Below are 11,026 nucleotides of genomic sequence, written 5' to 3'. Positions count from 1 at the left end.
TGGACGCGACAACGTCTTGCGCTTGTCCATTGTCCTGACGCAGATACAGCGTCCGACTCGGGAACGCGATGCTCACCAGTCGACGGTCTTTTTGACCAGCCGCATGTCGCTGCCGTATTCGAGCCCGAGCGTGAGCTTGATGCGTCGGCCCAGCTTGCGCCGACTCCAGTTGCGCACGTCGATGCCGAGCCAATGCAACACCATGTTGCTCGCCGTCGCGCGCTTGACGAAGCCGAACAGCGACTGCGCCACGGCTAGACCTCGGCGCGTTGGCTGTAATCACCATAGGCATCGAGCAACGCTTGCTCGGCGGTCGTGTCGCCGCTGCGCCGGTGCGTCAGCCGGGCCTGGTCAACAGTATCTGTGGTGGTGCTGATACGCTGGTCGAGATTGGCAACCGCGAGTAGGTCGTCGCTCTGTTAGGCGATACGTCCCGCCGAGATTGCTTGAGGAAGTCAAATGTCTGCGGAGGTGTCGATTTTCTCGTTGTCGTAATCGGCGGCCCGACTACGACAACGATGATCGCTGCCCAGCTTGCAAAAGCAGCGATCACGACTCGTCGGTTTGAGGGGTCGACTCGCTAGCAGTAGTACACGCCGGCCGCGCAACGCCGCACCGTGCGACGCCCGACCCCGGCAACGCTGACCGGTGTGAGTGGACGACCGACAATGGCTTCGGCCGTTGGGATCAGGCTCTGAACACCAGGGACTGAAAGCCGCTCACCAAGCTCGGATCCACCAATGGCGGCAATCGCCGCGAGCAGCATGACGCCGAATCGTTTCGATGCCTTCATTGTGCATCTCCTGTCTGGAAGTGGTTAGGCAATTCATCCGCACCCTCAAGATCCTTCAGATCGACCTTCTTGGCATCTGTAGGGTTCTTGAAGCTGAAATCAGTCGCTGCGACCTCGTCACCAGTCTTCCAGTCCCCGACCTGAATGCTGTACTGCGGTTGACCGTCCATGGACTTCGAGCTGATGACATATCGGCACGGATAGGGACGCTCCCCCTGAGCAATCCAGATCTGCCAGTCGACGTCCTTCTTGCGAAAAGCGAGGTAATCGCATTCGACGCCACCGATCACGCCGCTGCCAAGATCCTTGACGTCGACGACATCCTGCATCAATACCTCGTAGGGGTCCGTCAGCAGCAAGTCCGCAGCAGGCAGAGGACGGTTGTGCTTACGCAACGCATCGACCAGGTCGTCGAGCGTGCCAGGAACGTCTTGCTGCGCATAGATGTTCAGGTTCTTGCCCAGCAAGGTCAGCGTCTTGCCGTCAAAAGACATCTCGACATCCGCGAACCCGCTGGAGCGTGTGGCGCGGATTTTGTCGGGCCGCTTGAGGACGACGTTACCCGAGCTCGCCAGCGCGAGGATCTGTTCGTCCTTGGTGACGACCTCGAGGATAGCGTCGTAGTCGAATGAGATGGCCTGCTGCGCCGCCAAGTAGTCGGACATGGCCTTGAGCAACTGCTTGGCGTCCGCCTCATCGGCGCTTGCCGTCATCGATGTCGCCAGCAGCATCATCAGGGACAGCGCCGCAGCCGACAGGCGGCGCACGCTAAGGTTCACAAGCACGCGTGAAGTTGTCATTGCGGCGCACCTCTTCGAGCCGATCTTTCCGGTAGGTTGATCTTCATTTTCGAGCTCCTGGTTTTTGAACCTGTTGCCTCATCATCGACCTGCTTAGCCGGTCGTTACGGCACCTTGACGACCTTCGGCGGCGTCCAGGTGCCATCGATGATCGACGGACTCTTCTCCTGCGGCCAATACATACGCCGCATCGGGATGAAGTCGCTCAACGGCACGATCTTGTGACTCACCAGCGAAAGGTGGCCCCCAGGGCTGGGCCGGTCATGCGCAGATCCACGTCATCCTTGTCGTTGAAATCGTAGGAGAGACTGCGGATGGACAGATTGACATCACCCCAGTTGAAGGCGTAGCCCAGGCCCAGCAGTGACTGCCAGGTCAAGTTCGATGATCCGGTGCCGACGTCCAGGTAGTAGGGAATGTACCAGCCGTCTTCACCGAGCCGGATCATACCCTTGACCCCGATGATGCCGTCCCACTCGGTCAGGTTGCGCGAGCGGTTCACGCTGGCGTCGAGAAAGCCATCGCTTCCCTGGATGTTGAGCTTGAGCTTGGTATCGACCCCCACATAGCGAAACCCGGCCAACAGATCGAGGTTGCCCATGGGGTTGCGCACCAGGGTACGGGCACCGGCCAGGGTCCAGACGGTTGCCGAGAGGCTGGTATCGGCGTTGCGGTCGATGCGGCTCAGGGATTGCCCCTCGCGACCCGTGATATTGCGTACATGCGAGCGCTGATCGCCGAAATCGATGTAGATGATGTCGGTGAGCACTGACCAGTCGCCCTTGCGGACCTCGCCGGTGGCCATGACGCCGAACTTGAGGTTTTGCAAATAATCATTCGGACCGATCTCGGTGCTGGTCCTAAAATCGCCCAGGTCGGACCCCAGCACATGCCCGTCGATCGTACCGTTGATGTTCGGCAGCCATAGATAGGGGGTGAGCGTGAAGTGCCAATTACCGTCATAGGGATCGACCTGATCCGCGGCGGACACAATGGCCGGAGACGCCGATAGGCTGATGGCCGCTAGCGCGGCGAACATCCGACGAAGGGGTGCAGGTACGAGCATGACTGAATTTCCGTTATCGCGTGGATCAATGAATCCGCCCCAAGTGCCAGATGCTGCGCTATACAGGCGTTGTCTGCTCAGGGCTGGGATGGAATGTAGACATAGGCCGCCGGAACATTGGCCCCAACCACCTTGATGGCGTTGCTTTGCCACAAACTGCCAAGCGAGACGGTTTGTCCGGCGGGGAAGTCGCCGATCTTAACCTCATTTCCGGTCACCTCGTAGGTACCGGATCCCGGCGGCATCTGCAAGGACACCTGGCACGGACTCGAATCGCAGTTCGCCGTATCGCCAGGCTTGATCGTGACCTCCATGGCGCCCGAGACCTGATCCCCGCTCGAGGCACAGGCGGTCAGCACAGACAGGGCGAGCGCGGAGATCAGCCAGAATCCGTGACGCAGAGTCACCCGTTGACGTTGAAAGGCATGCGCAGTGTTCATCATAGGTTTCCTCGCAGCGGCGATGGACGATGGATGTTGGAGTCTTCGATTGCCTGACTTCAACCGGAATGCTGACAGGCTTCATCGCCCTGGTCTAACCATTTCACGCCAATCTGCGGGAGGCCGCCGCGTCCATCATGGAGACAGACAGTTGAATATCCCCGTCGTACGGGCACAGCATCTGATCCACTATATCGGAGTCCTCCGAGACATCGGCGTGCCGGTCGAGCGCACGCTGGAGCGCGCGCGGCTCCCTGTATTCATAGAACAAACGCCAGAGGCGTACGTCAGCTTGTCATGCGCCTTCGACTGGGCCTGGCGGTCGAGTCGTGAGGTTGGGATCATGGAGCTTGGCTTCCTCGCCGGGCGCGCAGCTTCGCTCAATACGCTCCATCCCGATGTACAACGTGCGTTGATCAGGGCTCCCACCGGACTGTCCCGCATCGAGGTTCTCTCCAACCAGGCGCATCAGGAAAACAGCGCCTTGAAGATCGGCATCCGCCGTGAAGGCGTCGAGCAACGCGTGGTCTGCGAAGTACAGGGCTTTCAGAACAGTCCTTGTATCGGGCTCTCCGAGTGGAAGGCGATCGCCGGGATCATCGACATCGTGCGCAGTGCCGCCGGACCTGATTGGTGCCCGACCGAGATCACCTTCGTCTCGCGCGGGCGGCCCTCGGACGCCGCGCTGGGGGCCTACGGCAACACCCGTATCCTGACCGGCCAGCCGTGCAGTTCGGTGCTCGTCGCGGCGGTCGACATGGCGCGGACCGGCATCGACCGCCAGTTAAAACCCGATCACACCGAGGAGGCGCCGATTCACCCGCACGCCCCATCCAGCCTGGGTGACGGCTGGGATTTAGTGACCGCCCTGCGTGCGCTCATCCGTCCCTATCTCGCGCAAGGCCATCCACACCTGTCGCTGGTGGCCGAGATCGTCGGTATGAGCGAGCGGACCTTGCAGCGCCGGCTGGCGCAAAGCGGCTCGACCTATTCCGACATTGTCCAGGAGGCGCGTTTCTCGATCGCCTCTGACCTGATCGCTGATTCCGACCTGAACATTGCCGACATCGCGTTCGCCGCCGGCTACGACAACGCGCCGCATTTTTCCAGAGCCTTCAAACGGCTGACGGGCATGACACCTCGCGACTACCGCCTACAGGCTCGCCATGCCGCATAAAATCGACCACGGTTTCGCCAGTCTCATTCATACTGCCTCCCAATCCATGCCTGTCGACTTCCACCGCGTGCCTGGACGACGCCCACAGACCATCGATATCCAATCGCTCATCTGGATTTTTGCACCTGAGGGCCCATAGTCGGTCGCTGGTGCGGATCCTAACGATGAGCACGAAGATTTTATCCGCCACCCGTTTTTCAACGCCGAGAAGCCGAGCACGCATCAATGAAGCAAAAGATCTACGAGGGTATCCACAATCAGGAACAGGCCATGACGCCGACGGCCAACATCATCCGCGACGCCTGGGTGTTCGGCCTCATCCCCGAGGAGGAGACCTGCGAGGGCTGGACCATCCAGGGCATCGACGCCCTCTATGACAAGGTGACAGCCGCCTGGGCGCCCTATGGTCATCTGGTCTCCAACCTGCCGCCCGAACTGCGCGAACGCCATGCGCGCATCTATGCCGAGGCCATCGAGCAGGCGCGTGCCGGCGGCTGGAATCCGGAACTCGACGAAACCGACTGACGTCAAAGCCGTCACGGTCAACCGCACCGCCAGCCTGAACACGTTCTGCGGCTGGCCGGATCGCGTTCTAGGACACAAGGGGGAAGCGCCAGCCATGTCCAGCTACGTCGTCCGTGAAACCTTCTTCCGCCCTGACACCGAATACGCACGCGAGCAGAGCACCATCCCGGCGCCCATCCACAACGCCCTGCGTCAGTTGCTGAAGCATGCGGGAGGATCGAGCGTCTTCGTCCCGATCCGCTCGATGCAGTATCTGGCCGTCATCGATGCCGAGGAGGTGATCTTCGTCGATGCCCTGGGGGGCTATGCCTATCATGAGGGCGAGGGTGGACGCCTGATCCGACTGGCCTGGCGACCGCTCGTCGGACGAGATTCGCTGTGCGACCCCGTTTCCTGTGAGATGGTCTACTATTTCAGTGACCTGAAAGCCGTTCAGGTGCGCCTATTGTCCGAAATCGGGCCTGTTCTCGATCAGTTGAAGCTCAAACAGACGGGCGAGCAACAGCAGGGCGCAACAGTTCGTATTCTACCCTTCAAACCGCGTCGTGAGTGACTTCCGCGCGGTTTTGGCATTAACCGGCGTCCTGGCGCCAACCTCGAAAGCGATAAAAGCGGACCATAAGAGTCCACAAAACGGAGGATTTCATGACCAGATTACTGACCTGGCACGACGAATGGTCGCTCAATATCGAACTGCTCGATCAAGACCACCGCGACCTGATCGAGCAGCTTGGTGATATCTGTCTGCGTTTCTGCCCCGAAGCCTCGCACGGGCGCTCGGGAGACGCCAACGCGCTGCTCGACGCCCTCACCCGCCTGGGCGAGTCGATGCGCGAGCATTTCCAGCGTGAAGAGGCCTTCATGCGCTCATTCGACTATGAATGCATCGGCGAGCATCAATGCGAGCATGCGCTGCTCATGGCTGAATTCACCACTCTGCTGCGTGAGTGGCGTGTAGAAGGTCTGACGGTCTTCGATGAGATCTGTCAGGGCTTCATCCGCGATTGGCTGCTGGCGCATATCCTGGGTGCCGATCGACACTTCGCCGAGACCTATTTCAATCTCTTCGGCGGCGATGTGTCCAATCGTCTGGATCTGATGCGTCTCTATCAGTCGAGCTACCGGGCGAGCCGGCGCTGAGTTCAAACCCTCGTCATCCGGGCTGATGTCAAACGGGCGCGACGCGCGCGAAAGAAGGCTCTGAGCACGTCGCCGCACTCCTCGGCGAGCAGACCACCGCGAACCTCGGTACGGTGGTTGAAGCGTCCATCAGACGGCAGCAGATCGAAGACGCTACCGCAGGCACCAGCCTTGGGATCAGGCGCACCATAGATCACCTGAGCGACACGCGCATGGACGATGGCCCCGGCGCACATGACGCAGGGTTCGAGCGTGACATAGAGGATCGAGCCGGGCAGGCGATAATTACCGACGCGCCGCCCGGCATCACGCAGGGCCTGGATTTCGGCATGGGCGCTGGGATCGTGTTCGATGATCGGACGATTCCAGCCTTCACCCAGAATCTCGTCCTCGCCCACCAGCACCGCTCCGACCGGAACCTCCCCCTCCTCGGCCGCGCGTCGTGCCAGTTCCAGTGCATAGCGCATCCAGTGCCTGTCCGCCTCAACGAACACCTCACCCACGCCGATTCAGCCTCGCGTCATTCCCACTCGATGGTCCCCGGCGGCTTGCCGGTGATGTCATAGACCACGCGCGAGACATTCGGCACTTCGTTGGCGATGCGCCGGCAGACCAGATCCAGAAAGTCATAGGGCAGATGCGCCCAGCGCGCGGTCATGAAGTCGATGGTCTCGACCGCACGCAAAGCGATCACAGGCGCATAGAGCCGGTTGTCGCCGACGACACCGACCGAGCGCACCGGCAGAAACACAGCGAACGCCTGCGAAACCTGATCGTAGAGATCGGCCCGGCGCAGTTCCTCGATAAAGATGTGATCGGCCTGACGCAGGGTGTCGGCGGAATCCTTGTGCACCTCGCCGAGGATACGCACCCCAAGCCCCGGCCCTGGGAAGGGATGGCGATAGACCATCTCAGAGGGCAGCCCCAGCTCGACGCCGATCCGGCGCACCTCATCCTTGAACAGCTCGCGCAGCGGCTCGACCAGTTTGAGGTTCATCTCCTCGGGCAGTCCGCCGACATTGTGATGCGACTTGATGACCTTGGCCTTGCCGGTCTTGGACCCGGCCGACTCGATGACATCGGGATAGATGGTGCCTTGCGCCAGCCACTTGACGTCTTCGAGCTTGCTCGCCTCGTCGTCGAAGACCTCGATGAAGGTGTTGCCGATGATCTTGCGCTTCTGCTCCGGATCGTTCACGCCCTTCAGGCGACCGAGGAAGCGTTCTTCGGCATCGACCCGGATCACGCGCACGCCCATGTGCCGGGCGAAGGTGCTCATGACCTGATCGCCCTCGCCGAGGCGCAGCAGTCCGTTGTCGACGAAGACGCAGGTGAGCTGATCGCCGATGGCCCGATGCAGCAACGCGGCGACCACGCTGGAATCGACCCCGCCCGAGAGTCCGAGCAGCACCTTGTCGCGGCCGACCTGGGCGCGGATACGCCCCAGACTGTCCTCGATGATGTTGTCCGGAGTCCAGAGCCGACCGCAGCCGCAGATGTCGTGGACGAAGCGTTCGAGAATGCGCTGACCCTGACGGGTGTGGGTGACCTCGGGATGGAACTGCACGCCATAGAAGCGGCGCGACTCATCGGCGATGCCGGCCAGCGGCGCACTGTCGGTCTCAGCGATGACGCTGAAACCGGGCGGCAGCACATCGACCCGGTCACCGTGGCTCATCCAGACGTCGAGTAGACCATAGCCCTCGGAACTGGTGTGATCCTCAATATCACGCAACAACCGCGAGTGACCGCGGGCGCGCACCTGAGCATAGCCGTATTCGCGATGGGTCGAGGGCACTACGGCACCGCCGAGCTGGGCGGCCATGGTTTGCAGCCCATAACAGATACCGAGCACCGGCACGCCCAGCTCGAAGACGATGGGATCGGCGCGCGGCGTCTCGGTCTCATGGACCGACTGCGGGCCGCCGGACAGGATGACACCGCTAGGCGCAAATTCGCGGATGGATTGGGCGTCCATATCCCAGGCGTGGAGTTCACAGTAGACTCCCGCCTCGCGCACGCGCCGCGCAATGAGCTGGGTGTACTGAGATCCGAAGTCGAGGATCAGGAGGCGGTCGGCGTGGATATTGGACATGGTTAGTTGTCGATCCGGTAGTTCGGCGCTTCCTTGGTGATCTGCACGTCATGCACATGCGACTCGCGCATGCCGGCGGCGCTGACACGCACGAACTGCGGCTTGGTACGCATGTCCTCGATGGTGCCGCAGCCGGTGTAGCCCATGCTGGACCCCAGCCCGCCGACGAGCTGATGGATGATGTTGAGCAGACTGCCTTTGTAGGGGACGCGGCCTTCGATGCCCTCGGGCACCAGCTTCTCCTTCTCGGTGTTCTCCTGGAAGTAGCGGTCGCTGGAACCTTCGGACGCGCCCATGGCGCCGAGCGAACCCATGCCGCGATAGGACTTGTAGGAGCGGCCCTGATAGATTTCGACCTCACCCGGCGCCTCGTCGGTGCCGGCGAAGAGTCCACCGATCATGACGCTGTACGCACCAGCGGCGATAGCCTTGGCGACATCGCCTGAGAAGCGCAGTCCACCATCGGCGATCAGCGGAATTCCGGTGCCCTTGAGTGCCTCAGTGACATTGGATACCGCCGTGATCTGCGGCACACCAACGCCGGCAACGATGCGGGTGGTGCAGATCGACCCCGGTCCGATGCCAACCTTCACCGCATCGGCTCCAGCCTCGGCCAGCGCGCGCGCCGCATCCGCCGTAGCGATGTTGCCGCCGATGACCTGCAAACCCGGATAGTGTGCCTTGACCCAGCGCACCCGATCGAGCACGCCTTGCGAATGACCGTGCGCCGTATCGACCACCACGACATCGACGCCCGCCTCGACCAGCGCCGCGATGCGTTCCTCGGTGCCCTTGCCCACGCTCACCGCCGCACCGCAGCGCAGACGCTCGTGACTATCGCGCGACGCCTTGGGGAAATCCTTGGCCTTCTGGATATCCTTGACCGTAATCAGTCCGCGCAGCTCAAAACGGCCGTTGACCACCAGCACCTTTTCGATACGATGCTTGTGCAGCAGACCGAGCACCTCTTCGCGGCTGGCGCCTTCCTGGACCGTGACCAGACGCTCCTTGGGTGTCATGATGGCCGAGACGGGCGCATCCATCCGGGTCTCGAAGCGCAGATCGCGCCCGGTGACGATGCCGACCAGCTCGCCCTTGTCAGTGACCGGGACACCGGAGATGTTGTTGGCGTGGGTCAGTTCCAGCACCTCGCCGATGCTCAGGTGCGGCGAGACGGTGATGGGGTTGCGGATGATGCCGCTCTCGTACTTCTTGACCGCCAGCACCTCGCGTGCCTGGCGCTCGGCGCTCATATTCTTGTGTATGATGCCGATGCCGCCTTCGAGCGCCATAGCAATGGCCAGGCGCGATTCGGTCACGGTATCCATGGCCGCTGAGACCAGCGGAATGCGCAGATCAATGTCACGGGTGAGTTTGGTGCTGAAGTCGACCTCGTTCGGCAGCACGGTGGAGTGGGCTGGAACGAGCAGGACGTCATCGAAGGTGAGTGCTTCCTGGATCAGGCGCATGGTGAACTCCGCGGATCGCATCGAGAGACTGGGGGCCGGGGCGAACGCGCAGAAGCCCCGGCGGTCTGGCGCCACCCGGCCGGGCTGGCTCCCTCGCCCCAACCGGCGGTGCCCTAGATAAACGGGAAAGCGTAAAATAACCGACTTAAAAAGTAAAGATGGAATTCTCACGCGACATCCACAGCGTCTCGCGCCTGGTCAGTGAGGCGCGCGCCGTGCTCGAAACCGGCTTTCCGTTGCTCTGGGTGCGCGGTGAACTCTCGAATCTGGCTCAACCCAGTTCGGGGCATCTCTATTTCAGCCTCAAAGAGGCCGGAGCGCAGGTGCGGTGTGCGCTGTGGCGCTCCAAACGCCAGCGGCTCACCTTTGATCTGGCCAACGGCCAGCAGGTGCTGGCACGCGCGCAGGTCTCGCTCTATGAGCCCAGGGGCGAGTTCCAGCTTCTCATCGAGCAGCTGGAGCTGGATGGCGAGGGCGCGCTGCGACTGGACTTCGAGCGGCTCAAACAACGGCTGGCCGCCGACGGGCTGTTCGACGTGGCGCTCAAGCGCCCGCTGCCGCACTTTCCGCGTCAAGTCGGACTCATCACCTCGCCGAGCGGCGCGGCGGTGCGCGATCTGATCACGGTACTCGGGCGGCGCTTCCCGGCACTGCCGGTGCTGATTTATCCGGCACTGGTACAGGGCGAGTCGGCGCCTGAATCGCTGCTCGCCGCGCTGAACCTGGCCAACGCGCGCGCTGAGTGTGATGTGCTGATCCTGGCGCGCGGCGGCGGCTCGCTGGAGGATCTCAACGCCTTCAACGATGAGCGTCTGGCACGCGCCATCCGGACCTCCAGGATTCCAGTCGTCAGCGGCGTCGGACATGAGATCGACTTCACCATCGCCGATCTGGTCTCCGATCAGCGCGCCGCCACGCCATCAGCCGCCGCCGAACTGGTGGCGCCATCGGGCGCGCATCTGCGCGAGCGAGTCGGTACACTCTCAAACCGGCTGATCGCCGCCCAGCGTCGCCGGCTCGATACCGCACGCCAGCGTCTGAGCGCAAGCCGGCGTCATCTGAGTCTGCTGCATCCGGCTGCACGCCTCCAGCAACAGGCCCAGCGGCTGGATCGCGCCGAGTGGCGCCTGCGGACGCTCATCGCCAACCGGATCAGCGCGGCCCGCCGGCGTCTGCACCCGGTCGTCGAGCGACTCGAACGCCAGGCGCCCGCAAACCGGATCGAGTGCGCGCGCATGCAGCTGGAGGCACTGGAACGCCGTCTGCACCGCGCCCAGCACGAGTTGCTGGCGCATCGGCGCGAACGTCTGCTGCGCGCTGTCGCTGGATTGGAAGCACGCAGTCCGCTGGGCACCCTGAGCCGTGGCTATGCCATCCTGACCCGCTGGCCCGAGGGCGAGATCATCCGTGATCCAGCCCAGATCGCGCCGAACGATCGGCTCCAGATCCGAGTAGCCGGCGGACTCGTCGAGGCTGAGGCCCGTTGACGTCAGACGCGCCAAGTCGCGCGATCGCTAAACA

General features: G+C 62.4%; 15 protein-coding genes. 6 read left to right on the top strand and 9 right to left on the bottom strand.

What is annotated here, in order from left to right:
- Positions 1-72 precede the first annotated feature (72 nt).
- The gene (locus GJ668_RS00640; RefSeq protein WP_155448177.1) at positions 73-252 is read right to left on the bottom strand and encodes a hypothetical protein; all 180 of its coding nucleotides are present in this window, start codon (positions 250-252) and stop codon (positions 73-75) included.
- A gap of 17 nt (positions 253-269) precedes the next feature.
- Between GJ668_RS00640 and GJ668_RS00635 the strand changes: the two genes are divergently transcribed.
- Positions 270-407, top strand: a complete 138-nt coding sequence (locus GJ668_RS00635) for a hypothetical protein (RefSeq protein WP_155448176.1) — start codon at positions 270-272, stop codon at positions 405-407.
- Positions 408-580: 173 nt separating this feature from the next.
- Here the strand turns inward: GJ668_RS00635 and GJ668_RS00630 are convergent, their stop codons facing one another.
- From GJ668_RS00630 to GJ668_RS00615, 5 genes are all read right to left on the bottom strand, one after another.
- Entirely contained in the window at positions 581-793 is a 213-nt protein-coding gene (locus GJ668_RS00630; protein WP_155448175.1) for a hypothetical protein, read from the bottom strand.
- On the bottom strand, positions 790-1,593 hold the full coding sequence (locus GJ668_RS00625; protein ID WP_155448174.1) for a DUF2092 domain-containing protein: 804 nt from the start codon (positions 1,591-1,593) through the stop codon (positions 790-792). The genes GJ668_RS00630 and GJ668_RS00625 overlap by 4 nt, the downstream gene beginning before the upstream one ends.
- A gap of 104 nt (positions 1,594-1,697) precedes the next feature.
- Positions 1,698-1,823 (bottom strand): hypothetical protein, encoded by a 126-nt coding sequence (locus tag GJ668_RS20885; RefSeq protein ID WP_281350176.1) that lies wholly within the window; start codon positions 1,821-1,823, stop codon positions 1,698-1,700.
- Positions 1,820-2,659, bottom strand: a complete 840-nt coding sequence (locus GJ668_RS00620; RefSeq protein ID WP_155448173.1) for a hypothetical protein — start codon at positions 2,657-2,659, stop codon at positions 1,820-1,822. Before GJ668_RS00620 ends, GJ668_RS20885 begins: the two co-directional genes overlap by 4 nt.
- Before the next feature lie 77 nt (positions 2,660-2,736).
- Positions 2,737-3,102 carry a hypothetical protein gene (locus GJ668_RS00615; RefSeq protein ID WP_246194569.1) on the bottom strand — a complete coding sequence of 122 codons (366 nt, stop codon included), beginning with the start codon at positions 3,100-3,102 and terminating at the stop codon, positions 2,737-2,739.
- A 148-nt stretch (positions 3,103-3,250) separates the two neighbouring features.
- On the opposite strand from GJ668_RS00615, the gene GJ668_RS00610 reads away from it, so the two are divergent.
- From GJ668_RS00610 to GJ668_RS00595, 4 genes are all read left to right on the top strand, one after another.
- Entirely contained in the window at positions 3,251-4,276 is a 1,026-nt protein-coding gene (locus GJ668_RS00610; protein WP_155448171.1) for a helix-turn-helix transcriptional regulator, read from the top strand.
- Between the two features lie 225 nt (positions 4,277-4,501).
- On the top strand, positions 4,502-4,801 hold the full coding sequence (locus GJ668_RS00605; protein ID WP_155448170.1) for a hypothetical protein: 300 nt from the start codon (positions 4,502-4,504) through the stop codon (positions 4,799-4,801).
- A 94-nt stretch (positions 4,802-4,895) separates the two neighbouring features.
- Entirely contained in the window at positions 4,896-5,354 is a 459-nt protein-coding gene (locus GJ668_RS00600; RefSeq protein WP_155448169.1) for a hypothetical protein, read from the top strand.
- A gap of 92 nt (positions 5,355-5,446) precedes the next feature.
- Complete coding sequence (locus GJ668_RS00595; RefSeq protein WP_155448168.1) at positions 5,447-5,941, top strand: bacteriohemerythrin; 495 nt, start codon at positions 5,447-5,449, stop codon at positions 5,939-5,941.
- 2 nt (positions 5,942-5,943) lie between these two features.
- Here the strand turns inward: GJ668_RS00595 and tadA are convergent, their stop codons facing one another.
- From tadA to guaB, 3 genes are read right to left on the bottom strand one after another with little or no spacing between them, the layout of a single operon-like run.
- On the bottom strand, positions 5,944-6,444 hold the full coding sequence (gene tadA / locus GJ668_RS00590; RefSeq protein WP_343032154.1) for a tRNA adenosine(34) deaminase TadA: 501 nt from the start codon (positions 6,442-6,444) through the stop codon (positions 5,944-5,946).
- Positions 6,445-6,461: 17 nt separating this feature from the next.
- Positions 6,462-8,036: a glutamine-hydrolyzing GMP synthase gene (gene guaA, locus GJ668_RS00585; RefSeq protein WP_155448167.1), complete on the bottom strand. Its 1,575-nt coding sequence runs from the start codon at positions 8,034-8,036 to the stop codon at positions 6,462-6,464.
- Between the two features lie 2 nt (positions 8,037-8,038).
- Entirely contained in the window at positions 8,039-9,505 is a 1,467-nt protein-coding gene (guaB, locus tag GJ668_RS00580) for an IMP dehydrogenase (protein ID WP_155448166.1), read from the bottom strand.
- Positions 9,506-9,663: 158 nt separating this feature from the next.
- Between guaB and xseA the strand changes: the two genes are divergently transcribed.
- Positions 9,664-10,992 (top strand): exodeoxyribonuclease VII large subunit, encoded by a 1,329-nt coding sequence (gene xseA / locus GJ668_RS00575; RefSeq protein WP_155448165.1) that lies wholly within the window; start codon positions 9,664-9,666, stop codon positions 10,990-10,992.
- Positions 10,993-11,026 lie beyond the last annotated feature (34 nt).

The sequence above is a fragment of the Allochromatium palmeri genome (assembly GCF_009720725.1).
GTDB lineage: Bacteria > Pseudomonadota > Gammaproteobacteria > Chromatiales > Chromatiaceae > Thermochromatium > Thermochromatium palmeri.
The sequence above is the reverse complement of the archived record's forward strand: the minus strand, read 5'-3'. Positions and strand labels throughout refer to the sequence as shown.

What these genes read in the sequence shown, in the direction of transcription:
- GJ668_RS00615 (WP_246194569.1), bottom strand. Translation starts at nt 3,102, where the DNA reads ATGATGAACACTGCGCATGCCTTTCAACGTCAACGGGTGACTCTGCGT.
- guaB (WP_155448166.1), bottom strand. Translation starts at nt 9,505, where the DNA reads ATGCGCCTGATCCAGGAAGCACTCACCTTCGATGACGTCCTGCTCGTT.
- GJ668_RS00625 (WP_155448174.1), bottom strand. Translation starts at nt 1,593, where the DNA reads ATGACAACTTCACGCGTGCTTGTGAACCTTAGCGTGCGCCGCCTGTCG.
- xseA (WP_155448165.1), top strand. Translation starts at nt 9,664, where the DNA reads ATGGAATTCTCACGCGACATCCACAGCGTCTCGCGCCTGGTCAGTGAG.
- GJ668_RS00595 (WP_155448168.1), top strand. Translation starts at nt 5,447, where the DNA reads ATGACCAGATTACTGACCTGGCACGACGAATGGTCGCTCAATATCGAA.
- GJ668_RS00600 (WP_155448169.1), top strand. Translation starts at nt 4,896, where the DNA reads ATGTCCAGCTACGTCGTCCGTGAAACCTTCTTCCGCCCTGACACCGAA.
- GJ668_RS00630 (WP_155448175.1), bottom strand. Translation starts at nt 793, where the DNA reads ATGAAGGCATCGAAACGATTCGGCGTCATGCTGCTCGCGGCGATTGCC.
- GJ668_RS00620 (WP_155448173.1), bottom strand. Translation starts at nt 2,659, where the DNA reads ATGCTCGTACCTGCACCCCTTCGTCGGATGTTCGCCGCGCTAGCGGCC.
- GJ668_RS00605 (WP_155448170.1), top strand. Translation starts at nt 4,502, where the DNA reads ATGAAGCAAAAGATCTACGAGGGTATCCACAATCAGGAACAGGCCATG.
- guaA (WP_155448167.1), bottom strand. Translation starts at nt 8,036, where the DNA reads ATGTCCAATATCCACGCCGACCGCCTCCTGATCCTCGACTTCGGATCT.